We start from the raw sequence: 23,623 nt of genomic DNA, 5'->3' as shown, positions 1-23,623 counted from the left end.
TCTCCTGCGTTGAACGGGTCGGGACGCATCAGCGCCACGCACCAGCCCTTGCCGAGTTGATCACCCGGTGCAAGCCCGTTTCAAACCGCTTTGACGGTTTTGTTTCAGAGTGAAAACAGATGTGCGAGGGTGCGGGCGCGATCCGGTTCGATGTGCCAGCAACAGGCGACTTCCCAGGCCTGTCGCGCCGGGTGCGCGGCATCGGCGCTGTCAAACAAGGTCACATCGCGGCGCGCTTCGTCCCAGTCGATGAGCGTGACGCGCCCGTCGGCATCGCGCAGGATGTTCGAAGGGTTGAGATCGGCGTGGATGGCAGTTTCGGCGCCTGCAAGGTCCGACCATACTGCGCGCAGGGACGCCGCCAACTCGCCTGGCATGGCCGACAGGTCTACGTCTCCTCCGGCATCGCGCTCAAGCAAATCCCGCGCCGAGGCAAAACCCGGACGTTGCGGGATGTCCCCGCCAAGCGCATGAAAGTCGCGCATGTTTCCGGCTATGTCACACGGCGAGGTCGGAACACCCGCGCAATACGGCTCGCAGGTCCAGCCCTCGACATTCAAACTGCCATCGCGGCTCGGCAACAGACGCGGCGCGTACAGCCCGCAAGTCGCGGCACCCGTCTGCACCGGCTCCAACCAGCGCAAGGCGGCTTCGGACCGCCGGGTTGTCTTCAGCACATGGTTCCCGACGCGCAGCACCGTGTTGCGATGGCCGCCGGGCAGCGGACGCGCATCGCCCGACAAATCCCACGCGGCCAGCGGCGGGTTCACTCCAGCTCGACCAGCAGGTCCTTGGCGTCGATCTGCCCGCCGGGGCCGACATGCACGGCCTTGACCACCGCGTCCCGCTCGGCGTGGATGCCGGTCTCCATCTTCATTGCCTCGATGGTCAACAGCAGATCACCTTCACAGACCTCCTGGCCGACCTGCACGCCAACGCTCGCCACAACACCCGGCATGGGCGCGCCGATGTGATTGGCGTTGCCAACCTCGGCCTTGGGCCGCTGCACCGTGGTCGATTTCACCAGACGGTTGGGCACGCGGATCACGCGGGGCTGGCCGTTGAGTTCAAAGAAAACCTTGGCCTCGCCGTCCTCGTTGGTTTCACCCACCGCTTGCAGTCGGATCTCGAGCGTCTTGCCCGGGTCGATCTCGGCAGTGATCTCTTCACCCGGTTCCATCCCGTAGAAAAAAGTCTTGGTCGGCAAGACACGGACGGGGCCGTATGTGCGGTGACGGCCCATATAGTCGAGGAACACCTTGGGATACATCAGATAGCCGTTCAGGTCCTCATCATCCACCTCGCGCCCCTCAAGCTGCACCGACAGGTCCGCGCGGGTGGCTTCGATATCGACGGCAGGCACATCTGCGCCGGGGCGTTTCGTGTTCGGGGCCTCTCCCTTGAGCGCCTTGGTCTGGATGCCAACCGGGAAGCCGCCCGGAGGCTGACCGAGATTGCCGCGCATCATGTCCACAACCGAGTCCGGAAAGGCGACGTCCTTGTCCGGATCCTCAACTTCGGCCCGGGTCAGGTTCTGGCTAACCATCATCAGCGCCATGTCCCCAACAACCTTGGACGATGGCGTCACTTTCACGATATCGCCGAACATCTGGTTTACATCCGCATAGGTCCGCGCGACCTCGTGCCAGCGTTCTTCGAGGCCAAGCGAGCGCGCCTGCGCCTTGAGGTTGGTGAACTGCCCACCCGGCATTTCGTGCAAGTACACTTCGGAGGATGGGGCCTGCATGCCGCTTTCAAACGCGGCGTAGTGATCGCGCACCGATTCCCAGTAATCCGAGATGTCGCGGATCGCATCGACCGACAGACCGGTGTCGCGGTCGGTGTTCTGCAACGCCCCCACTACGGTGCCGAGGGTGGCTTGGCTCGTGTTCCCCGACAGCGCGTCCATGGCGCAATCCACCGCATCCACGCCCGCCTCAGCCGCGGCCAGAATGGTGGCGCTGGCGATGCCGGCCGTGTCATGGGTATGAAAGTGAATCGGCAGGCCGACCTCTTGTTTCAGCGCCTTGACCAGCACGCGGGCGGCGGCAGGTTTCAGAAGTCCTGCCATATCCTTGAGGCCCAGTATGTGCGCACCCGCGTCTTTCAGCTGGTTGCCCATGTCCACGTAGTATTTGAGGTCATATTTGGCGCGGTCCGGGTTCAGGATATCGCCGGTATAGCAAACGGTGCCTTCGCAGATCTTGTTGTTCTCGATCACCGCGTCCATCGCGACGCGCATGTTTTCCACCCAGTTGAGGCTGTCAAAGACGCGGAAGACATCCACACCTGTTTGGGCCGCGACGCGCACGAATTCCTGCACCACATTGTCGGGATAATTGGTGTAGCCCACCCCGTTCGCGCCGCGCAGCAGCATCTGGGTCATCAGGTTCGGCATCCGCTCGCGCAAATCGCGCAGGCGCTGCCAGGGGCATTCCTGCAAGAAGCGATAGGCCACGTCAAAGGTCGCGCCACCCCAGCATTCGACCGAGAACAGTTGCGGCAGGTTGGCGGCATAGGCGGGGGCCACCTTGATCATGTCATGGCTGCGCATGCGCGTGGCCAAGAGCGACTGGTGCCCGTCGCGCATGGTGGTGTCGGTGATCAGCAGTTGTTGCTGCTGTTTCATCCAGTCCGCCACCGCCTGCGGGCCCTTCTGTTCGAGCAGGTTGCGGGTGCCCATCTGATGGGAGGGGTCGGCCTGCAAGGCGGGCGGTTTGGGTTGTTTCAGGTCCGCGCGGGGGCGCGGGCGGTCCTTGACCTCCGGATGCCCGTTTACGGTGATGTCGGCGATATAGGTCAGCACCTTGGTGCCGCGGTCACGGCGACGTTTGAAGGTGAAGAGTTCCGGCGTCTCGTCGATGAACTTGGTGTGATAGGTGTTGTCGAGGAATGTCGGGTGTTTCAGCAGGTTTTCGACAAAGGCGATGTTGGTGGACACGCCGCGGATGCGGAATTCGCGCAGGGCCCGGTCCATGCGGGCAATGGCCATTTCCGGGGTCGGCGCCTTGGCCGTCACCTTGGTCAGCAGGCTGTCGTAGTAGCGCGTGATGACGCCGCCGGCATAGGCGGTACCGCCATCAAGGCGAATACCCATACCGGTCGCCTCGCGGTACGCGGTGATGCGGCCATAATCGGGGATGAAGTTGTTTTGTGGATCCTCGGTGGTGATCCGCGTCTGCAGGGCGTGCCCGGTCAGGACGACGTCTTTTTGAGTCGGCTTGCCGGTGGCCTCGGCGATGGTCTTGCCTTCGGCGATCAGGATTTGGGCCTGTACAATGTCGATACCTGTCACTTCTTCTGTGACAGTATGCTCGACCTGCACGCGCGGGTTCACCTCGATGAAATAGAATTTGCCGTCGTCCATATCCATCAGGAATTCGACGGTGCCCGCGCATTCATAATTGACGTGTTTGCATATCTTGTAGCCAAGCTCGCAAATCTCGGCACGCTGGTCTTCGCTCAGGTAAGGCGCAGGGGCGCGTTCGACCACCTTCTGGTTGCGGCGCTGCACCGAGCAGTCGCGCTCGAACAGGTGATACATGCCGCCATGTTTGTCGCCGAGGATCTGCACCTCGACGTGGCGGGCCTTGAGGATCATCTTTTCGAGATACCCTTCGCCGTTGCCGAAGGCGGCCTCGGCCTCGCGGCGGCCTTCGAGGACTTTTTCCTCGACCTCGTCTTCGGACATGATCGGGCGCATGCCCCGGCCTCCGCCGCCCCAGGACGCCTTGAGCATCAGGGGATAGCCGACCTCCTTGGCCTCTTTCTTGATCGCTTTCATGTCGTCGCCCAGCACTTCGGTCGCCGGGATCACGGGCACACCCGCTTCGATGGCGACGCGACGGGCGCTGGCCTTGTCGCCCAGAGCGCGCATGGTTTCAGAGCGTGGGCCGATGAAGGTGATGCCGCTTTTTTCGCAGGCATCCACGAATTCGGGGTTTTCGGACAAGAGGCCATAGCCCGGGTGGATCGCATCGGCTCCACTTTCGCGGGCAACGCGGATCATCTCGTCGATAGAGAGGTACGCCGCCACTGGTCCCAGCCCCTCACCGATGCGGTAGGCTTCGTCCGCCTTAAAACGGTGCAGGCCCAACTTGTCTTCCTCGGCAAAAACGGCGACCGTTTTCTTGCCCATCTCGTTGGCGGCGCGCATGATGCGGATGGCGATCTCACCCCGGTTTGCAATCAGGATTTTCTTGAAATCGGACATAGGACGGGGTTCTCCGGACGGGCTATTGTGCAGTTGCAGCAATTCATAAGACGTTTACGCGACGTGAACAACTCGTAGTTCTGGGTAAAGTCCCGCAAGGCACAGTTGCCCTGCGCCTCAGCCGCGCGCCGCTTTTTCATCAATGCCGGATGTGCCCTGGCGACGGGCCAGTTCGGCCATCACATCTGCCAGCGCCACATCACGCGCGGACAGCATCACCAGCAGATGATAGAGCACATCCGCCGCTTCGCCGGTCAGCGCGACCTTGTCGCCTTTTACGGCCTCGATAATGGCCTCCACCGCCTCTTCGCCAAACTTCTCGGCGCATTTTTCCGGCCCCATTGAGAGCAGCTTGGCCGTCCAGGACGTGTCCGGGTCCGCGCCCTTACGGGCCTCGATCGTGGAGAAGAGATCGTCAAGCGTCATAGCGCTTGCCTGAAACCATGTGCGTCATTGCGCTTGCCTGAAATCGTGTGTGTCATGTCAACCTCATCGGGATGCCGGCGGCGGCCATGTGGGCCTTGGCCTGCGCAATCGTGAAATCACCGAAGTGAAAGATCGAAGCGGCCAGCACCGCCGAGGCACCACCTTGGGTAACCCCGTCCACGAGGTGGTCGAGCGTGCCGACTCCTCCGGAGGCGATCACAGGGATCGGCACGGCATCCGAAATCGCGCGGGTGAGTGGCAGGTTAAACCCGGCGCGCGTGCCGTCGCGGTCCATGGAGGTCAGCAGGATCTCCCCTGCCCCTTTGGCCGCCGCGGTGAGCGCGAATTCGACTGCATCAATGCCTGTGGATTTGCGCCCGCCATGGGTGAAGATTTCCCAGCGTCCAGGCTCAACCGTCTTGGCATCGATAGCGCAGACGATGCACTGGCTGCCGAACTGGTCCGCCGCACGTGTCAGCACGTCGGGGTCAGCCACGGCCGCGGAGTTGAACGACACCTTGTCCGCGCCCGCGAGCAGAAGCGCCCGCACATCGGCCACCGTGCGCACGCCGCCCCCGACCGTCAGGGGGATAAAGCATTGCTCGGCCGTGCGCCGCACCAGATCAAACATGGTGCCACGGTTTTCATGGGTGGCGTGAATGTCGAGAAAGCACAACTCGTCCGCGCCCGCAGCATCATAGGCCTGTGCGGCGGCGACCGGGTCGCCTGCGTCGATCAAGTCGACAAAGTTCACGCCCTTGACCACACGCCCGTCGGCGACGTCGAGACAGGGGATGATGCGGGTTTTCAACATGAGCGCCCTGATAGTGCGGTTTGTGGGGCGTGGAAAGGGGCTGTGGTCACCGCACCTGATGCGCATCAAGTGAAAATGAGGGGCTCTGCCCCTCGCCCTGCGGGCTCACCCCGGGATTTTTTGAAAACAGAGAAGCACGGGACCCGGGACCCGGTATGCCCTGCCCCATCGGCGGTCCAACACCGATCACGGGAATTTTGCTGGCAGCGCACGGACATATCCGCATGATGGCGCGCGTAAACGGAAGGATGAGTTTATGAAAATTCTAGCAACAGCGGCGGTGATCATCGCCATGGCGGGGACAGCAATGGCAGGAGACAGTGGGATCATTCGCAAGGAGGCCGCAACAGGTGTGGTCGAAACGGTGGATCAATTGGTCGCTACGATGGAAGGCGCCGGGCTGAAAATCTTTGCCCGCGTGGATCACGGGGCTGGTGCAGCATCGATTGATGAGGATATCGGCGCCTCGCAACTGCTGATCTTTGGCAACCCCAAGGTCGGCACGCCCGCAATCAAGGACGATCCGGTGTCGGGCCTGTTTCTGCCACTCAAGGTGCTGGTCTATGAAGACAGCACCGGCAAGACCATGATTGCCTATGAAGACCCCACCGAAATGCTGACCCGCCTGGGCGGTGTATCCGGCGATGCACCTTACCTCAAGGTCATGACCGGCGCGTTGGGCAAATTCACGGACGGGGTGGCCAAGTAGGCCCTACCCCTCAAGCAACGACAAGGCGGCGGCCAGATCAATGGCCCCGTCATATAGCGCCCGCCCCGAAATCGCCCCTGCGATCACGCCGGTGGCCTTGAGCGCGCTCAGATCCTCCAGTGACGATACGCCACCGGAGGCAATCACCGGGATAGACACGGCGCGCGCGAGGCTTTGTGTGGCCTCGATGTTTGGCCCTCCCATCGCCCCGTCGCGGTTGATGTCCGTGTAAATGATCGCCGAAACCCCCGCGTCTTCGAAGGATTTGGCAAGGTCCGTGACATCCACATCCGTTTCTGTCGCCCAGCCCTTGGTCGCCACCTTGCCACCGCGCGCATCAATGCCGACGGCGACATGGCCGGGAAAAGCGCGCGCCGCTTCGCGCACAAGATCAGGGTTTTCGACGGCCACGGTGCCGAGGATCACCCGTTCCAGCCCCTTGTCGAGCCACATCTCGATTGTGCCCATGTCGCGGATGCCGCCCCCCAACTGGGCGGGGACCGGGCAGGCCTTGAGGATCGCCTCGACCGGGGCCGCATTCACGGGAGCACCGGCAAAGGCGCCGTTGAGGTCCACCAGATGCAGCCATGCACACCCGGCCTCAACAAAGGTGCGGGCCTGTGCGGCGGGGTCGTCATTGAAGACGGTCGCACGCTCCATATCCCCATGCACGAGGCGCACGGCCTGTCCGTCCTTGAGGTCGATGGCGGGGTAGAGGATCATGGGATATTGGCCTTTTTCAGATGACGCCGCCCGTCTGTCACCTTGCGTCACGAAATGCAACGCGACCCTAGGTCATTGTTGATCTGAACCGGGTCGATACCGCACAATTGCCCACGTAGTGGAGGAGAACACGCATGAAACGACTGATGATCGCTGCGGCCATGACGCTTTTGGCCAGCACCGCATTTGCAGACCCGGTCGCCGGGACATGGAAAACCGAAGTCGATGATGGGGCTTATGCCCATATCGCGATGAAACCATGTGGCGCCAATATCTGCGGCACGATCGCCAAGGCCTTTGACGCAAGCGGCCCAATCGCATCCGAAAACATCGGCAAGCAGTTGGTCTGGGACATGGTGCCCGCAGGCGACGGCAGCTATGGCTCGGGCAAGATCTGGCAGCCTTCAACGGGCAAGGTGTTCAAATCCAAGATGTCGCTCAACGGCAATACACTGAATGTGTCTGGCTGTGTTGGCCCCTTCTGCAAGAAACAGACGTGGACCCGCGTCAACTAAGGCGCCCATCCGGTTGTAATCGGCTGAAACCCGCGTCTTTTGGCGCGGGTTTTTGTTTGGCTTGAACGGCGCCCGCAGTTCTCTATCCTGTGGTCCCGAACTCGGGTGCAGACCCCACGAGGGTGCACCGAACAGACCATGACAGGGTCGAGAGGGGTGCAAAAGTGACCAGACCAATTGACATCAAACCACATCTTGCGGCGATGAGCGTTGTATTTACGCTCGGTGCACCAACGGCGCTGGCGGCCGATCCGGTTGGCCTGTGGCGCACCCAGCCCGACCAAAAGGGGCAAGTGGCCAATGTGAAGGCCACGCCCTGCGGCAGCGCGATCTGCGGCACAATCGTCAAGGTCTATGACAGGGGTGGTACACCTATCGCGGCCCCCACGGTGGGTCAAAAGGTGTTCTGGGATATGGCGCGGCAAGGCACGGATTATGTCGGCCGCGCCTTTGTCCCCGCCCATCAGCGCGAGTATCGCGGCCGTTTGTCGGTTGCCGGCAATAGGATGACGGTCAGCGGATGCCTTGGCCCGGTCTGTCAAAGCCAGGTCTGGACACGCCTGCAATAGCTACCCCGGTCCCGCCTACAGCTTGGACGAGATGATTCCGGTGTTGAACCCGCCCATGCGCAATTCACCGAACAGGCGCTGGTATTCGATCTTGGGGCAGCGATTCTGGATGACGGTGATGCCGCGGGCGCGCGCTTTTTCCGCGGCCTCGGGGTGAGAGACACCGATCTGCATCCAGATGGTTTTGAGGTCAGGCAGCGTCGCAAGGGCCTCATCTACGATCTCGGGCACGGCCTCTGAGCGGCGAAAGATATCGACCATGTCCACGGGCTCCGGCAAGTCCGACAGCTGGCCCACAATCTTCTGGCCAAACAGGCTTTGCCCGGCATATCCCGGATTCACAGGATAGACATTGAACCCTTTCAGCGACAGATAACGGGCCACGAAATAGCTTGGGCGGACCGAATTGGCGGACATACCCACAACGGCCACGGATTTTGTACGCCGCAGCACATCCCGCAAGTCCTGATCCGAATAGGTTTCTGCCACACGCATTCTCCCTGCTATGCCCCCTCTGACAAAAAAACGCCCCGATCGCAAAGCGAAAGGGGCGTTAAAGTGCGGAACGAGGGACAGTGAATATCCACAGGAGTTCCAGACCTGTGGCTCACAACACGAGATAAGGTCATCTCGGCTCTGTAAAAGTGTCTCTCTCAAATCTGTGAACGAAACCTTAACCGATATCGGCGAATTTCCGCGCGCCGAAGCGGTCAGTCAAAAATATCTTCAATGATGTCAAAGGCGTCTTCGAACAGATCGCCCCACCGGGATTTTTTGCGTTTTCGGGATTTTTTGACCGGTTTGGGTGGTTTGGTCTTATTATGCGATTTCTGTCGCAGGGGTGAGGCCCGCACGACCTCGCGATCCCCTGATCTGTCGCGGGGCAGCATTTTCAGGTCATGCAGGGGCGCGCCGCATTTGGAGCAAGCCAGTTCGTGTCGCCCGCTGGCCTTCATCACAAGGGCGGCGCGGGTGCCGCAGTAACAGCATGTGGCGATTTTCGTCGGGTAGGCGATGGTCGGCCTCTTAGCTATGGTCCTTGGATGCATATAGGGCGATGGCCGCCGCATTTGAGACGTTGAGTGATCCAAATCCGCTGCTTGCGTCAATGCGCACCAGCATATCGCAGGTTTCGCGCGTCTTTTGGCGCAATCCCGGCCCTTCGGCGCCCAGCACCAGCGCAACCGCACGGTCCTTTTGCCCCGACAGCGCAGATTCGATGGTCTGTTCGGCCTCGCCATCCAGCCCCAGCACCAGATATCCCATGCCCTGTAATTCGATGATGGCGTCTGCCAGATTGCGCACCCGCAGATAGGGCTGGCGTTCAAGCGCGCCCGAGGCCGTCTTGGCCAGCGCGCCAGTCTCGGGCGCTGCGTGATGGCGCATGCCGATCACCGCGGACGCCCCCAGCACTTCAGCCGAGCGCAGGATCGCGCCGACATTGTGCGGGTCCGTCACCCGATCCAGCAGGATCAGGCGCGGGGTGTCCGCGCCGATGGCCACGTCCGCCAGATTGCCCCATTCCAGTGGTTTGACCTCGAGCGCCGCCCCCTGATGCACCGATCCGGGATCAAGTGGCGCGGTGAACTTGCGGGCATCGACAACTGTTGGTTCGATCCCTGCCGCCGCGATGGCCTCTTCCAGCTTGGTCTGTGCGTTCAGAGTGACGATGAGTTGCAGTTTTTCACGACTTGGGTTCATCAGTGCGTCGCGCACCGCATGCAGGCCAAACAGCCACACTGTCGCCGCCGCATCCGCCTTTTTCGCCTGCTCTTTCTGCACGACCCATTTGGGTTTTTTCATGGTGTCCTCATTCGGGGTCTGCCTGTGCGGCGCGGGTGCTGAATTTCTGCCTTGACCCTTCAATTGGGTGGCGATACTCACGCGCTCACGCTGCCGGGTTTCTTACCCTAATGGCGCAGTGGGCGACAGGCCGCAAGGTGTGGCAGGGGACTGTAACTCCCTCGCGGAGACGCACGCCTGGTTCGATTCCAGGGTCGCCCACCATCTCACACTTTTGTGTTGAAAAATCCGCTAACACCTTGAATGGAAAGGTAGTTTTAGCGGTTCGATAACCCTCATTACGGCAGAACCTCAACGGCTCTGAAAGAGCCAATCGAAGCACTGTCTGGCGTACAGTGAAGCTGCCTTTTTTATAAATATTCCAAGGGTTTGCCAAGAAATTCAAAGCTGGTTCGATAACTACACTCTGGTCCCTATGTGTTGGAGCCAAGTTGTCAGACTTTTCCAGCAGAGCGAACTTCTGACGCTCCAGCTTATCAATGCGATCCTCGTAAGCCTTGATCACAGACTCGCTTGTGGCGTCTACGATGCGGTCAAGCAGTGCCTGCGTTTGCTTCTCTAAGCCTTTGATCTGTGCCTGGAGCGTAACCTTCGCCTGTTCGGCCTCAGATAGCCGAAGAGCCCACAGGTCTTTGAACATGGCGCGTGCCATCTCAACAAGCGGTCGAGCAGGCTGTAGCGTTTGCAGAACGGCCTCTGCTCCGTCTTCAATCTTGGCACGTGGGATAGACTTGCGTTTGGAGGCGCAATTTGGAGTATCGCAAAGGTAGTAAGCGTAGTGCTTCTTGCGGCCTTTCGACCAGCAGGAGGTCATCGGCTCGCCACAATCATCACAAGCCACAAATCCACGCAGTGGGAAATCTTCATTGATATCTTTTCGCGCGGGCGCATAGACCTTTCCGTTCAAGATAGTCTGGATGCGCTCGTGTGTTTCAAAATCTATTAGTGGTTCGTGGTGGCCTTTGCGAACACTAACGCCCCAGTTGGGGGCTTCGACATAGCCCGCATAGACAGGCTTCATCAGCATGTCTTTCACTTTAGAAGGATGCACATATCCACTAGAGCCACTTTTGGGAAACTCTGGTCTGGATTCCAGAAACCGTTTTACTTCGACCTGGGAGCGAAAACGGCCAGAGGCATAGCCTTCGAGAGCCTCAGCAATGACAGTTGCCACAGGCTCCTCGCGCACAAGCAGTTTGCCGTGCTGGCGGTCCTTGGAGTAGCGATAACCGACTGGTGGATAAAACACATAATAGCCTTTTTCCACGCGGGCCTTCATCTTCTGAACAACCTGACGGCTGTTTTGTTCGCGCTCAAGCTGGCCTTGCGCGGCAATAATAGTTTCGATGAAGCGGCCTTCGGGGCTGTCTTCAAACTTGAAGTTCAGGCATTCGACACGGGCACCGCGCTCGGCAAACTCCCGGCGCAGCTTGATATGGAATTCCGTGTTACGCGCAAAGCGCTTCAAATCGTCGAAAATGACGACGTAGGATTGACCCTGCTTGGCGTCGAGATATGCCAACATGGCGCGCATACCGGGTCTTTCCATGAAATCTGTCCCGCCCGTAATATCGTCGGGAAAGACCATATCGACCTCATAGCCGCGCTCATCGGCATACTGTCGGCAACGATGCTCCTGGCTTTCCAAGCCATGGCCATCGGTCTTCTGTTTTTTGTCAGAGACACGGCAATAGATCAGCGCACTCTGCGCTTCGGTCTTATGTGTTACTGCATGATTCATGACTCCTCCTTATCTGGCGGCGAGACTTACTCTGCCGCAATGTGGTTAAATGTGTCACTCAACGTGGTTGAGCTTGAACTTAGCATGCTTGAATCCCGATTGCCCGTCTCATCAACGCTTTCGGGAACTTGTCCACAGGCTTGCTGAACTGGATGCACGCCAAAGCCAAGGTCTACGAAAGCCATCATGATCTGCCAGATCAAAAGAACGAGCTGCTCTCTTTCTTCATCAGATAGGTCAGGATCATCTAGATACGCCTGATACTTCTCGACATCGATCCCAACGGACTTCATTGGTGCTTTTTCGAGAGCAGCGTCCAGCGCATCGCTTAGCTTGCTTTCGTCTTCGACTGTGACATCGTTATACTCTGTCATGGTCGCACTCTCCTTTCCCACACTGGTTTTTGGCGTGCGCGTTTCCTCATCCGAAATTACCGGATGTGCATGATTTCCGTCTGCCCTTGAAGGTGCCTCTCGTTGATCAACAGAGGCGGCTGGATGAATGACGTTCGGCTCGCCAAGTGGCTGTGAGCCTTCATTCACCTCATACTTCATTTTAACATATTTTATGCGTGATTCACAAATTCTGCCGCCTCGCGGCGATATTTTTGTCTTTGCAATCATGGTGTTCTCCTTTTGGTTGAGGTTACGGGTCTTGGTGGTTTAAGGGCGATACCCTTGCACAAACGTCCATGTGCCGTTTGCGTATTGCGGTAGATGAGCATGGCTGGATGGGACGGCCTCGCGGATCATCTTGAGGCGCTTGCGCCACGGCCAGCCCGGCACAGAAACGCTGTCCATATCGCGATCAAAATACGGGTTCGGGCCATAGAGGCCTGTGTAGTCCTTCACCTCAAAATACGGCTTCTTCTGCGCGATGAAGGGCGGGATGCCGTAGCCTGATGGCATGACCAAAGCCTGGTTATGCGGCATGGCCAATATCTCTTCGGGCGTGCGCAAGGGGCGCGCCTGCTTGCGCTGGTGGCTCATCTCGTAATCAAGGGCGCGCAAAGCAGCGCCTGTCTTGTATGGATCGGCCTGTCCACGGAACGCTGCCAGAATGGCTTCACGCTTGGCGCGGCCAGCGCGCTGCTGCGTCAGCGGATCATCAAGGGATAAGGTCTGATTTCCGAGCTTGGCGCTTAAATGCCGCGCGGTATCCAGATCAGAGATACCGCCGCCCAGATAGACTTCCAGATCGCTGCTGGCCGAGAGCGTCATCGCGCCCGTTGGCCCAAGGTTCTTTCTGATCTGGCCAAGGTCCTGATAGACCGTGATCGGGCACAGGCCAAAGCCTCTGCCGATGGAATAGAAATCCGCAACCTCAGGGAAACTACCAAGCTGCGCCGCTTCATCAATCACCAGAATGAGCGTTGGAGATCTGGGGTGCTGCTGCTTGATTGTGCGAAGGCTCGAAAAGAACTGCCGGATCAGTGGCGCGTTCTGTTCGGTCAGTTCCGGCGGCATAACGAAGAACACGAAAACAGGCTGGTTTGTGTCTTCGCATAAAATATCCAGTGAGAACTCGGCCTCAGTGCCCGAGACGAAGGCGTCTTGTAAAGCGCCGTCCGCCATGAACGACAGGCGATTGGACAACTCGCCCATGACGGATTGATAGGTGCGCTCACTCTCAAGGCGCATTTCACGCATCTCGGCATAGGCGACAGCCAGATCAGGCTCGCCCATCGCGGCCATGATCTCTGCCATTTCATCCCACGCTTCAGGCGCGGCGCGGATCGTGCCAAGCAGTTTGTAGATCGAGGCAGGAGAAACCCCGCCATCCAGATGGACAAGGCCGCGAATTAGCGCGTCCAGCCAGTTCTGGGCCTTTTGCTCAAAGAACTGATCGCGTCCCCCTTCGCTCTCGGGGATAAAGGTGCGGGCTACACGCCTGCTATCGGCCACCAGCCTTGGGGAGTCCGGCGTGAGATGCGCAAGAAGCGAGAGACGATTGCCTTGCGCGCCATGCACGCCGTAGGGATTGATTTCATACACAGCAGCGCCAATGCTCGCCAGATATGGCTCCAGCACTGCGCGCAGCTCGCGCTTGGGATCGAAGATAGCATAGCGGGCAGGCTCGCCGTCCCGTCCGCTCGCATTGATGATGTGGGAAAGAACGCTCGTGAACTTGCCGGAGCCCGCGCCGCCGATCAGCAGCATACCTGCTTTCTTGGAGTGGAACAGCTTACGGCCATTATAGAAGCCAAACGGTACACCACCCTGGCTCTTGAATGCTTGGTGCACTTCAAGGTCGGAGGCGAAACGCGCCGAGCCGTATGGATGATCATGTGCGAGCATGGTTGAGCTTTCCGGGTTTCTAATTTGGTGAGTGGTGGACGGCCTCAAAGAGCAGCGAGGCCGTCCGGTCGTTTAGCGATAGGTTCCGCCATAGGCGGTCAGCTTTTTGTGGGTTCTGATCTTGCTAGCAATGAACAGCAGCAAACCTGCTGGGATGCTCCAGAAGAGGAACGCTCCTCCATCACCTTTGCTTACCGTTGCAACGGCAAACAGTGCGCAGATCAGGCCAATTCCAATAACCCGGTTGCGTAAAGCAACGCGGCCAGGGATTTCTTTTTCCTCAGGGACATGGGGCATGATGCTTCCTTTCATGATTGGTTTCAGGGATTAGATAAAGCGATAGGCGAGGTAGACGCCTGCCGCTGTGAGGCCTGCGATGATGCTTGCGCGCGCCGCGAAGAAGACGAGCGGCCAGCACAGGATCATCCAGACGATGGCGATCAGATTGACCAGTTCAGGTGCATAAGTTCGCTGCGCATACAAAATGACGTATGGCTGGGTGAACTCGTTAAGCGGTGCGCTGAGAAGAACCGAGATCATCGCAGCAAGCGTGCTGGCAAAGCCGTCCTTCATATTCATGCCGCCGCCCTGACCATTTGGGCCGTGTTGGTTTGGGTTCATCATTATCTTCTCATCCTCCGTTTTGATGCCCCGCCTGACAGCAGGGTGAGTTGTTGGAATCGCTGAAACGGGTGTTTCAGCGGGTGAGTTTGCGTATAGTTGTCGAGGGTAAGTCTTTCCCCGATCCCCCGTGCAGCGAGGGCTGCATTTCGTTTGGGGTGATCGACATTTGACCATTGCACGCGTTCGAAAAAAGGCTCGCGCCAGAACGTAGCTGTAAACTCAGGAAGTTGAGTGTACGACTTTGCAATAAGGCCTTGAGGACCCATATAAAATTATGGGCCGCGTGATTTACACACCAAAAAACCGCTTCGCGCGGCGCTCCAAGCTCTCCGAACAGGAGTTTGTCTGGCTGCTGGAGCTGTTCCTGCAGGGGCGATCAGCTGCCAACGCGCGCGCGCGTTACTTGCTTTTTCGCAACCCACACATCCCAATGCCTCCCAGTGAGAAGACGATTGCGAAGCTCTTTCGCTGCATGGGTCGCTACATCTTTCACAAATTTGTCGAACCGCAGCTTTGGCGAAGCGATGCGGGAATATGCCAACATCATCTGGATCAGGGGCAGGATGCCTATCAACGCTTTCTGGATGACACAGCACACAACCTGATTCAGAACGCGAGGGACGCCATGTCTTTGGAGAGTTTCCATGCACTGGTCAGCAGCGAAAACGTCGGAACGCCCGATGACGTCTTTCATATGGAGATTCGAGCACTGCTGGTCGCTCATAAGGGTATGACGGATGCGCGTGCTGATGTCGGTCTCGCCTGCTATCGCACAGAGTCACCGGGAGGGTTGCCGCGAGATCAAATAGATCAACAGCATATCAAGATCATGATGAAGCATATTCTGGATGACATGCAGGATGACCCAATGGAACCTGACGGTAATCCCCACTCTTGGATACGGATCGAACCTTACAAATTTCCCTATGCGAACTTCCATCTGCCCGAACCCGAGCAATGGTCAAAGCGAGGGTTCTCGGTTTCAGCATGGCGCAGAAAACACGCACGCCAGAGAATGCTTAATCGTAAGAAAAAAGGTAAAAATAATCAATGTGCGATAAGGATCAGTATGAAAATTAATCCAGCTATTCGATTTGTATCAATTTAGCATCCAATCCCAAGGCGCAATTCCAAAATATGTCAGTAATGTTGACATATTAATTCGACTAAGTTAATTGTTTTAATTTAACTATTACTCTGAGGTCTCAATGAAAAACACACTCAATAGAATTGGAAACAACACTCCGCTGACAGCAATTTTTGCAACATTTTCTAGTGTCATCCCAACAAACATCGTTTTCCATGCCGCAAACGCAATAGGAACTTCAAATAACGTGGCCGAGTCTGCTGCTCAATTTACGGCTGTTGCTTCGGCGGCGACGATTGCCGCGCTGCTCATCAAGAACGCAGCAAAATCAAACGTCGACGAGCCACCGACGCCAAGCTAACGATACTTTGACAATCATCGCCAAGCTGCTAGCCTTCGACACAAGCCGCAATCGTTGCTGAGTTCAGATCATGCAGGAAGTGTCTTTAGTCACAAATGGCCATGTTGAGGCTCTGGGCTCAGCAAAAGACTTGATACTTCAGTTGATGATCATGTCAGCTGGGGTGTTTGCTATTTTTGCAGGATTTGCGAGCTCTGCCTCTCCCGGAGCGTTGAGTAAGCCGCTGGTAGGTTGGGCGTTAGCGCTTTTTAGCTTGAGCATATTTTTCGGCTATCTTGCTTTCGGCGGCGTAATTGCAAGCTATAACTCTGAGTCGTTCGATGCATATTCGGGCGTCATCGTAACAAATGGCATATTGCAGCTCGGCTCTTTTCTTTCTGGCGGTATCTGTCTTATTTTAACAATCATTAGAAAAGTGAGTTAACTTGATGATTCGCCTTCATTTTTTTGGTGCGATGTTCTCATTGTTGTTCGTCGGACCTTCTTTTGCCCAGACAACTGATATCCAAGAAGCTCTTGGAAACCCTTATGTCGCCAGTGCACTTGAACTTGTCGAGTTAATGCGGAGCGGCGACGTGGCGATTGACCAAGATGATCTTTTTGCCCAGATTTTGACTAGGGCCGAGGGTGCTCGAAATTCAGACCTAATAATTGAGTCTCAGATACTGTCCGAAGTCTATGACCCGACCTTGCTTGAGCAACGTTTTTTCTCTTTGCCCAGGGTCGAAGAATGGCCGTCCATTTCAGTAGGCGCGAGAATGCTGGTCGCCGCTTCGATTATTGATGTTGTGGATCAACTCGAGGAACAAGGCGTCGAGCCGTCTGTTGAAAGTATGCTGGAGGCGGTAGGACCGTCTCTTTACTTGATGTTGGCCTCTGCCGCTGATGAGGCATCGGTTGAGCAGCCGCAGATCGATGTTGTGTCGGTTCGGCGGGCGGGGGTGTGGTTCTTCTCTTTGGGCTGGCCCTTTTGTTGTGCTGAATAAAGGAGCTTGGTTTAAGATTGGCACGCTTCTCGCCTCGTTGAGTGTCAACACCTGACATCTGACACTAAAACCCAGTATGTAAGATGTTCTCTGATTGAATCAAAGTCCAGTGTAGTACCAACACGGACGGTGAAATCTTCGAAATTTGAGCCCTGCAAGATGTGTACGTGGTACTACCACATACATCTTGGCAAGGGGGCCCGCTCCAGTCTTACAGACTTGCGCGCCCCCGTTGCATCCCCCCAGCCCATGGCTCAGATCAGGGCATAGAGCCCATTCCAGAGCCAGTAGAACGTATCCCCGTTCTTTCAGTCGTTGGGCTTGGAGACGTGCCTCTCCACCAACACCGAACCATGCACAAACCGCTGCCCGTTTGACCACCAATCAGGGGAGCGTTCCTGCTCCCGGCCGATACCCCCATGAGGATTTCATCCAGACGATTTCATCGAGACCAACCGTCCGCCGTTTGGATGCCGCCATGTCATGGAGATGACTTCATCAAGATCATTGTGCCACGCTCGCCTTCAAAGTCGCATCGTAATGCGCCCATCATAAGTGCGAAGCAATTGCACATGCGCTCCATCCGGAATGTCTGGACGACCACTGTCTTTCGAAACCCATGCGTGGCGCTCGTCGCGAATAACCCGCCAGAGGCTTGCGCCGCCGCCGAGGCTGTCCATCTGAATGTGTCCGTCCGGCAAATTTACGTTGGCCAGAAACCGGATCATTGCGTCCGGTGCGCTATAGACGCCAAATCCTATGCTTTCTTTCGCGGCAGCCAATGTCCCGTCAATCTCGAAGGCCTCACGTCCTTCTTCAGAGACAAACCGCGTTACCGTCAGAAGCTGTATTTGATGTGCGCGCATCGCATGATGCCAATCCGACCGTGATTTGTTCACGACAACGACTACAGCGCGCGGCACTCTATCAATCAAGGTCTGCGCAGCCCCCAGATCAACGCTAAGCTCCCGCGACAAGATGCTGGCACATTCTTTTTGTGGCTCTCCATAGCGAAAGGTCCGAACTTGCGGCAGTACGTGACCTTCTAACGAATGCGAAACCAGTTCTACTTCCACAACAAACCAGTGCGAATTATCGCGCGCGATCATCGCCAAATCCGGTTTGCGGTTTTCGTCCTCGTATGAGAAACGCCCACCAAAGACGACGCATTGATATTGAGGAAACAGGCATCCGAAGGCGCGCAGCGTTATTGCCTCAAACTCGGTCTCGCTTGGCAGTTCCGGATCACACATCGAGAATATATGATCTGGCTGGCACGGGGAGATCATCATTTTTCTCATGCGTGACTCCACGAAACGCTGGCGACACCCTCAAGTTCGTCTTCTTCGGCTTGCAATCGGTCAATCTCTGCTTTGGTTGCAACGAGCGTGTAGATTCGCGCAGTGTCCTTACCCTTGGCAGGGCGTAAGACCCGGCCCAACCTTTGGATGCGCTGCCTGCGCGTTGCTGTGCTGGCGGCAATAATTCCAACTTCAGTTTCCGGCACGTTGAAGCCTTCATCAAGGGCGCGGCACGTCACAAGCACACTAGCGCGCCCTTGGCGAAAATCGGCAAGCGCTTGCGCTCTGGTCTTTGCTGGCAGTCCGGCGTGATAAAGCTCTGCCCGAACACCGCTCGCCTTCAAAACTTCATGGATGACCGTGCAAGCCTCGACATCTTCATGAAAAACAAGAATGCGTTCGCTTCTATGCGCTGCAACAAGACGCAGTGTTATTTCCACCCTTGAAGGGCTCAAATTCAGGATACGGGATCGCCGCAAGAACAGGCTGATTGTCTCGGGCGCTTCCGCCCCATGTTCCGAGATCGCGCGGGCAATCATTCGTGTGAGCTTCGCGTAAGACGCTTCGCGGTCTTCCTCAAGTTCAAAGACCACGTTTTCAAGAACGAACGGAACGATCACCTTGTCGCGCAACGCGTCGGCATAAGTGTATTGGTAGATGACGTCTCCAAGGGTCGGAATGAGCTTTTCGGATAAGCCGTCATCATAGGGGCGCTCTGGCGTTGCAGACAGCCCCAAGCGTTGTTCCGCAGGTAGATCAAGAACAGCGCTGAATTTATCGCTTGCTGCCTTATGGCACTCATCAATAACGAGCATAGCGTCTTGGGCGGGCCAGTTTGGTTTCAGCTTGGCCGCAGTATTGAGAACACTGATATTGATAGTGCCGCGCACCAGCTTTTTTCGGCCAGTGATGAGATTTACATCGTCCAGCCGCAAACCGAAAAAGCTGGTTGTTTCCTCCCACCACTGATCCAGCAATGCGACAGTCGGAACAACAATAAGCGTTGTTTCAGGCCGCGTGCGCAGAATGCTGGCCAGTGCAAAGACTGTTTTGCCGCCGCCCGTGACCGCGCCAACAATGCCACGTTTCTGGTTTGCGAGCCAAGCATCCATAGCTTCATGCTGCCAACGCCTGAGTTCCTGGGCTGGCATCACATACTACCCGCCACTCTCGGTTCCCGGCACGGTGGCGACTATGACTTCTCGCTCCAGTGCGGCGGCACTGTTCTCGATTTTTAGTTCTTGCACCCGCAGCAGTGTATCTTTGCCACGGCGCACGCTATCAGGATTGACTGCGGCTTGCTGCTTATGAACCTTATACTCTGAAATCGCATCATAAATATACTGGCGGATGCATTCATCAATCGCCTCGGATGTCTCCAAGGACTCGTAGTAAGGGTGCAGGCGGTTGATAACGATATTGATTGTATCCGGCTCTGCTGCCGCAACAATAGAAACATATGGATCATGCTCACTGCGCTCTTGTAGTGCGACCCTGATATTGATCTGCCCGCCAACCGTAAAGTTGGCAAGGTAATCATCTTCACTCAGCGCTGAAACCTGACGCTGGTTGTTGGCGAGTATAGCCTCAAGAGGCGGCAAGACAGTATTGTTGACCGCATCGCTCATCTCAGAGCTTGCGAACTCCTTGCTCATCGTTTTCACAAGGTCTCTGATTTTCTCACGCGACCAGACCTGCGTGCGCTCGCCGCGCCGCTTGGTAGCATAGGCTCGATAGTCTTGCGTGATCTTCGCGAGGCTTGTTTCCAGATCTTCTTCCTCATCTCCCTGAAACAAGATCGCATCTTTGGTATGCGATACATCAAATCCATCCAGATTCAGGACACCTGTAAGTCGCTGTGCAACAAGGTTGTTTGCACCTTCGTCATCAACGCCGCCGAAGATGCTGCGCGGCTTCCACGCATTCGGGAAGCCCTGAATCTGACGACCGTTCTGAAACAGGGAAAAGCCGCCATATTTACGGCCACCCTTCTTCAATACACCGACCCAGCCTGTAATCGGCTTTCCGCCAATCACAAGACCGTCCAGCTCCAGCTTCATGGGACGGCCTTCTGCGTCTGTATCAAAAGGCGCTTCATCTGGCGGGGAAATTTCTTCGCCGCCGTAAAGCAGCTTCATCGTGCCAGCCATGATATCATTTCGGTACATCGAGCCGAGATAGGCCCGGATGTTCTCCTCGGTGCGTTTTTGAATATTTCTGTTCAGATCAAAAATCTCGATGATCGTGTAATGGCTATCGGTCGATACATCCTTCTTTGAAAGCGGCACGCGCGCACCTTGATGGGCAATGGCCTCTACATCGATCTCTGCGGTCCATTCTTCGGGACTGCCCCATTCAGATGTAATGACCCGCCAGCTTTTGCCAATCCAGCACGCAGCGGTTTTCATACCCATGCCGTATTTGGAGCGGCCTTTGCTGTCATTTGTCGGATGCGCGACGCGGAGCGCTTCAACAAGATCAGCATTCGTCATTCCAATAGAGTTATCGGAAATGCGGATCAGTCGCTCTAACCTGTTGTAAACAATGTCCACAACAAGAGGCGTGCCTTCTTCTTGAAGCACATCATCAATAATGCCCTCATAGTTCAAACGCGATTGCGTCGAGTTATCGATGAACTCTGCCAAGGCATGCCACATCGTATAGCTTAGACGGCTATAGGCACTTAAGGCTTGCGGACCAATTGACAGTTCGGCTTCAAGTGCATCGCTCATTGATCTTTGTCTCCGTCTTCACCAGTAATGTCGCCGCCAACGATTTGCTCCAGAAGTCGGCCACGCGATCCTTCCGCATAATCACGGTGCGCTTCAACCCCCAGCCACGAACGGCCAAGCCCCTCGGCAACCGCCCCGGTGGTATTGGAGCCAGCAAACGGGTCCATGATCAGATTATCCTCTTCGGTGAGCAGTTGAATGAAGAACGCGGCAAGCCCTGCTTGCATGCGCGCCGGGTGTGCTTCATGGCCATTGTCTTCGCAGTATTTTCTATAGCCTGCATCCCATCCGGTATTACTAAACCGAAGCAAAGACTCAGGAATTAAGGCCGCGTCAGTAAGATCAACAACATTGGGCGCGATGGCACCGCCGTGATCTTTGAGGAACCCTGTCTTGGAAATATCATGGCCAGATGGCCGCTTGCCAGCATTGTAGGATTGTTTCTTGAGAAGTTGCTTCATGCCCTTGCTGTAGGGGACAAGAACCTTCTTGTTATCAGCTTTCGGTCTTGGTGTTTTGGACATCCACCACACATGCGTATAGGAATCCTTGAGCCGCCAGCGATTGACCGTCACCCATTCCGCAGGACTTGGAAGTCGCGCCGGGTTGTGACAGATGACTTGCTGGCAAAGATGCAGGCCCGCAGCTTTCTTGAAGGCCAGAAGCGCCTCCAGCGGAAGCGTAGACATGACAGGCTCGCCGCGTTCCCAAGCATTCCCGATCTCGATCACAATGGAGCCTTCAGGCTTCAAAAGACTGGTCAGTTTTGGGGCAAGCTCACTGAGCCAGTTGAGGTATTGCTCCCCTGACTCATTACCGTATTTCTTCTTGGTAAGAAGCGGAAAAGGCGGTGAGGTAACAATCAGATCGACTTGTTCGGCATATTGCTGGCCGAGGTCACCATCAATAAAATCTTCAATCCGACTATTTATGAGGCGGCCCTTTGCCGTTTCGTAAACAGTGGGGTGCAAACCATCGGAGACTTCGTCTTGATTGGCTGGATTAATGGTCATACTTGCTTCCAGCCGTTTTCAATATCGTTCCCAGTAGATTGAATGGTCGGAAGATCGACAATTTCGCGCCCTTTTTCTTTTACAGCCTTAAACAATTCATACTCCACCTGTAGTCCCAACCAATAGTCGGGGGATGTTTGAAAGAAATGCGCTAATCTCAATGCAGTGTCACCGCTGATAGAACGCTGTCCATTCATGATGCTTGTGACGCGGTTTGTTGGAACATTCAATCGACGAGATAGTGCCGCAGCGCTGAGACCAGCGGTTTTCAAGCGTTGTCTTAATGTCTGCCCTGGGTGCGGCACCCGCCGAATATCAGAAATATTCATGAGTATCCTCGTAGATGTCAGCGGCAACGTCAGTTTTCTTCCGCGTTACGTCAAGTGTAAAGTGCCCGAGTTTGGCGCATCCTTGCGGATCGGGCTGTCGTGAACCGAGCCTGTAGTCTCGGCCTCGCGGCGTCCATCCCTTGCGCGGGACATGGACAGCCGTGAACGGCTGACACTTCTTTCCTTTAGTTTGGGGCTTGCAGCCCCTGACCATCAAGACCCAAGCGCCCGTTGGGCGCGCTTTGGCGTGTATCCCCGTCCTTCCTCTCTTCGTTCGTGCAGGGCGGGTGATCCCCCTCGCGCCTTCGCGGATCATTGACGGCCATCCCCCTGCTCATTGGCACAGGCCTAGTCCAGTTGCATGCGCAACTGACTATCCAATGAAGGGAAAAGACCAATGAAGATAGATATTTATCAGAAAGTAACAGACAAGATCATCGCTGATCTGGAGCAAGGCGAGCTGAGCTGGCTCAAGCCTTGGAGCAGCGGAAATCTGGAGGGCAAGATCACCAAGCCGCTACGGCATAACGGCATGCCCTATAACGGAATCAACATTTTGATGCTGTGGGGCGCATCGGTCGAGGCCGGATATCTCTCCCCGTACTGGATGACCTTCCGCCAAGCCAAGGAGTTGGGCGCGCATGTGAAGAAGGGCGAGTGCGGCAATCTGGTAGTTTACGCCAACACCATCACCAAAACTGAGGAAGGCGAGAACGGGCAGGACGAAAAGCGGAAAATTCCGTTCATGAAGGGTTACAGCGTGTTCAATGTCGATCAGATCGAAGGCTTGCCCGAGCACTACTATTCCAAGCCCGAGCCGATCATTGATCCGGATTTGCGGATCGATCATGCGGAGGAATTTTTCAATCACACCCGCGCCGATATCAGGCATGGCGGCAACCGCGCTTTTTACAGTGGTGGCAGCGATCATGTGCAAATGCCGTATTTCGAGACATTCCGCAGCCCAGAAGCATACTACGCAACTTTAGCGCATGAACTCACGCACTGGACAAAGCACAAGAGCCGCCTTGACCGTGAGTTTGGGCGCAAGAAATGGGGTGATGAAGGCTATGCCCGTGAAGAGTTGGTTGCCGAGTTGGGCGCAGCATTTCTTTGCGCTGATCTTGAACTGACACCCAAGGTCCGAAGCGATCACGCCGCCTATATTCAGAACTGGTTGAAGGTTTTGAAGGAAGACAAGCGGGCGATCTTTTCCGCTGCTGCCCATGCGCAGCGCGCCGCTGATTTTTTGCATGGGTGCCAGCCTATGATTGAGGAAGAGCAGCAAGGAGCCGCCGCATAAGGCGGCACCTTGCAAGAGAAAAATTTAGGCTGGCCTGACTAGCCAGCCGTTTTTGAGGACTCTTCCATCTCTAAAAA

General features: G+C 56.4%; 24 protein-coding genes, 1 tRNA gene and 1 pseudogene. 9 read left to right on the top strand and 17 right to left on the bottom strand.

All coding sequences use genetic code 11. The annotated features are described in order from the left end of the window. Positions 1-104: 104 nt before the first annotated feature. From Q1A89_RS05935 to hisF, 4 genes are all read right to left on the bottom strand, one after another. Positions 105-770 carry a phosphotransferase gene (locus tag Q1A89_RS05935; RefSeq protein ID WP_299724876.1) on the bottom strand — a complete coding sequence of 222 codons (666 nt, stop codon included), beginning with the start codon at positions 768-770 and terminating at the stop codon, positions 105-107. After that, positions 767-4,213 (bottom strand): pyruvate carboxylase, encoded by a 3,447-nt coding sequence (locus Q1A89_RS05930; protein WP_299724874.1) that lies wholly within the window; start codon positions 4,211-4,213, stop codon positions 767-769. The genes Q1A89_RS05935 and Q1A89_RS05930 overlap by 4 nt, the downstream gene beginning before the upstream one ends. Positions 4,214-4,330: 117 nt before the next feature. Beyond that, a complete protein-coding gene (locus Q1A89_RS05925) occupies positions 4,331-4,639 on the bottom strand; it encodes a phosphoribosyl-ATP diphosphatase (protein WP_299724872.1) in 309 nt (102 codons plus the stop codon). Positions 4,640-4,691: 52 nt separating this feature from the next. Beyond that, positions 4,692-5,453 carry an imidazole glycerol phosphate synthase subunit HisF gene (gene hisF, locus Q1A89_RS05920; RefSeq protein ID WP_299724870.1) on the bottom strand — a complete coding sequence of 254 codons (762 nt, stop codon included), beginning with the start codon at positions 5,451-5,453 and terminating at the stop codon, positions 4,692-4,694. A 256-nt stretch (positions 5,454-5,709) separates the two neighbouring features. Between hisF and Q1A89_RS05915 the strand changes: the two genes are divergently transcribed. Further along, positions 5,710-6,162, top strand: coding sequence for a DUF302 domain-containing protein (locus tag Q1A89_RS05915; protein ID WP_299724868.1), 453 nt, complete (start codon positions 5,710-5,712; stop codon positions 6,160-6,162). A 3-nt stretch (positions 6,163-6,165) separates the two neighbouring features. Here Q1A89_RS05915 and hisA read toward each other — a convergent pair whose 3' ends face one another. Then, positions 6,166-6,885 (bottom strand): 1-(5-phosphoribosyl)-5-[(5-phosphoribosylamino)methylideneamino]imidazole-4-carboxamide isomerase, encoded by a 720-nt coding sequence (hisA, locus tag Q1A89_RS05910; protein ID WP_299724866.1) that lies wholly within the window; start codon positions 6,883-6,885, stop codon positions 6,166-6,168. Positions 6,886-7,019: 134 nt separating this feature from the next. Here hisA and Q1A89_RS05905 point away from each other — a divergent pair, with 134 nt between their 5' ends. Both Q1A89_RS05905 and Q1A89_RS05900 read left to right on the top strand, forming a co-directional pair. Continuing rightward, positions 7,020-7,400, top strand: coding sequence for a DUF2147 domain-containing protein (locus Q1A89_RS05905; protein ID WP_299724864.1), 381 nt, complete (start codon positions 7,020-7,022; stop codon positions 7,398-7,400). A gap of 164 nt (positions 7,401-7,564) precedes the next feature. Beyond that, complete coding sequence (locus Q1A89_RS05900; protein WP_299724862.1) at positions 7,565-7,969, top strand: DUF2147 domain-containing protein; 405 nt, start codon at positions 7,565-7,567, stop codon at positions 7,967-7,969. Between the two features lie 15 nt (positions 7,970-7,984). Here Q1A89_RS05900 and Q1A89_RS05895 read toward each other — a convergent pair whose 3' ends face one another. Continuing rightward, positions 7,985-8,464 (bottom strand): CoA-binding protein, encoded by a 480-nt coding sequence (locus tag Q1A89_RS05895; protein ID WP_299724860.1) that lies wholly within the window; start codon positions 8,462-8,464, stop codon positions 7,985-7,987. Between the two features lie 531 nt (positions 8,465-8,995). Further along, a complete protein-coding gene (rlmB, locus tag Q1A89_RS05885) occupies positions 8,996-9,772 on the bottom strand; it encodes a 23S rRNA (guanosine(2251)-2'-O)-methyltransferase RlmB (protein ID WP_299724858.1) in 777 nt (258 codons plus the stop codon). Between the two features lie 120 nt (positions 9,773-9,892). Between rlmB and Q1A89_RS05880 the strand changes: the two genes are divergently transcribed. Continuing rightward, positions 9,893-9,976: transfer RNA gene (locus Q1A89_RS05880), tRNA-Tyr, on the top strand. A 511-nt stretch (positions 9,977-10,487) separates the two neighbouring features. On the opposite strand, the pseudogene Q1A89_RS05875 reads toward Q1A89_RS05880, so the two are convergent. From Q1A89_RS05875 to Q1A89_RS05855, 5 genes and pseudogenes are all read right to left on the bottom strand, one after another. Continuing rightward, positions 10,488-11,513: pseudogene (locus tag Q1A89_RS05875) on the bottom strand (recombinase family protein); the annotation flags it as partial. A 26-nt stretch (positions 11,514-11,539) separates the two neighbouring features. Then, positions 11,540-12,136, bottom strand: a complete 597-nt coding sequence (locus tag Q1A89_RS05870; RefSeq protein ID WP_299724856.1) for a hypothetical protein — start codon at positions 12,134-12,136, stop codon at positions 11,540-11,542. 39 nt (positions 12,137-12,175) lie between these two features. Next, positions 12,176-13,810, bottom strand: coding sequence for a type IV secretory system conjugative DNA transfer family protein (locus Q1A89_RS05865; RefSeq protein ID WP_299724854.1), 1,635 nt, complete (start codon positions 13,808-13,810; stop codon positions 12,176-12,178). A 72-nt stretch (positions 13,811-13,882) separates the two neighbouring features. Beyond that, complete coding sequence (locus tag Q1A89_RS05860; RefSeq protein ID WP_299724852.1) at positions 13,883-14,122, bottom strand: hypothetical protein; 240 nt, start codon at positions 14,120-14,122, stop codon at positions 13,883-13,885. Between the two features lie 15 nt (positions 14,123-14,137). Then, positions 14,138-14,434, bottom strand: a complete 297-nt coding sequence (locus Q1A89_RS05855) for a hypothetical protein (RefSeq protein ID WP_299724850.1) — start codon at positions 14,432-14,434, stop codon at positions 14,138-14,140. A 274-nt stretch (positions 14,435-14,708) separates the two neighbouring features. Between Q1A89_RS05855 and Q1A89_RS05850 the strand changes: the two genes are divergently transcribed. From Q1A89_RS05850 to Q1A89_RS05835, 4 genes are all read left to right on the top strand, one after another. Further along, on the top strand, positions 14,709-15,542 hold the full coding sequence (locus Q1A89_RS05850) for a hypothetical protein (protein WP_299724848.1): 834 nt from the start codon (positions 14,709-14,711) through the stop codon (positions 15,540-15,542). 100 nt (positions 15,543-15,642) lie between these two features. Beyond that, positions 15,643-15,882, top strand: coding sequence for a hypothetical protein (locus Q1A89_RS05845; protein ID WP_299724846.1), 240 nt, complete (start codon positions 15,643-15,645; stop codon positions 15,880-15,882). A gap of 70 nt (positions 15,883-15,952) precedes the next feature. Continuing rightward, positions 15,953-16,306, top strand: a complete 354-nt coding sequence (locus tag Q1A89_RS05840) for a hypothetical protein (protein WP_299724844.1) — start codon at positions 15,953-15,955, stop codon at positions 16,304-16,306. Positions 16,307-16,310: 4 nt separating this feature from the next. Further along, the gene (locus Q1A89_RS05835; protein ID WP_299724842.1) at positions 16,311-16,868 is read left to right on the top strand and encodes a hypothetical protein; all 558 of its coding nucleotides are present in this window, start codon (positions 16,311-16,313) and stop codon (positions 16,866-16,868) included. A gap of 524 nt (positions 16,869-17,392) precedes the next feature. Here Q1A89_RS05835 and Q1A89_RS05830 read toward each other — a convergent pair. From Q1A89_RS05830 to Q1A89_RS05810, 5 genes are read right to left on the bottom strand one after another with little or no spacing between them, the layout of a single operon-like run. After that, positions 17,393-18,169, bottom strand: coding sequence for a hypothetical protein (locus Q1A89_RS05830; protein ID WP_299724840.1), 777 nt, complete (start codon positions 18,167-18,169; stop codon positions 17,393-17,395). Further along, complete coding sequence (locus Q1A89_RS05825) at positions 18,166-19,320, bottom strand: DEAD/DEAH box helicase (protein ID WP_299724838.1); 1,155 nt, start codon at positions 19,318-19,320, stop codon at positions 18,166-18,168. The genes Q1A89_RS05830 and Q1A89_RS05825 overlap by 4 nt, the downstream gene beginning before the upstream one ends. Before the next feature lie 6 nt (positions 19,321-19,326). Further along, positions 19,327-20,901: an ATP-binding protein gene (locus Q1A89_RS05820; protein WP_299724836.1), complete on the bottom strand. Its 1,575-nt coding sequence runs from the start codon at positions 20,899-20,901 to the stop codon at positions 19,327-19,329. Continuing rightward, entirely contained in the window at positions 20,898-21,914 is a 1,017-nt protein-coding gene (locus tag Q1A89_RS05815) for a site-specific DNA-methyltransferase (protein WP_299724834.1), read from the bottom strand. The genes Q1A89_RS05820 and Q1A89_RS05815 overlap by 4 nt, the downstream gene beginning before the upstream one ends. Beyond that, entirely contained in the window at positions 21,911-22,243 is a 333-nt protein-coding gene (locus Q1A89_RS05810; protein ID WP_299724832.1) for a HigA family addiction module antitoxin, read from the bottom strand. The genes Q1A89_RS05815 and Q1A89_RS05810 overlap by 4 nt, the downstream gene beginning before the upstream one ends. A gap of 397 nt (positions 22,244-22,640) precedes the next feature. On the opposite strand from Q1A89_RS05810, the gene Q1A89_RS05805 reads away from it, so the two are divergent. Further along, complete coding sequence (locus Q1A89_RS05805; protein WP_299724830.1) at positions 22,641-23,546, top strand: zincin-like metallopeptidase domain-containing protein; 906 nt, start codon at positions 22,641-22,643, stop codon at positions 23,544-23,546. Positions 23,547-23,623 lie beyond the last annotated feature (77 nt).

Origin of the sequence: uncultured Tateyamaria sp. (assembly GCF_947503045.1) — a bacterium.
Classification (GTDB): Bacteria; Pseudomonadota; Alphaproteobacteria; order Rhodobacterales; family Rhodobacteraceae; genus Tateyamaria.
Note: the sequence above shows the minus strand (reverse complement) of the source record. Positions and strands in the feature narration are given on the sequence as shown.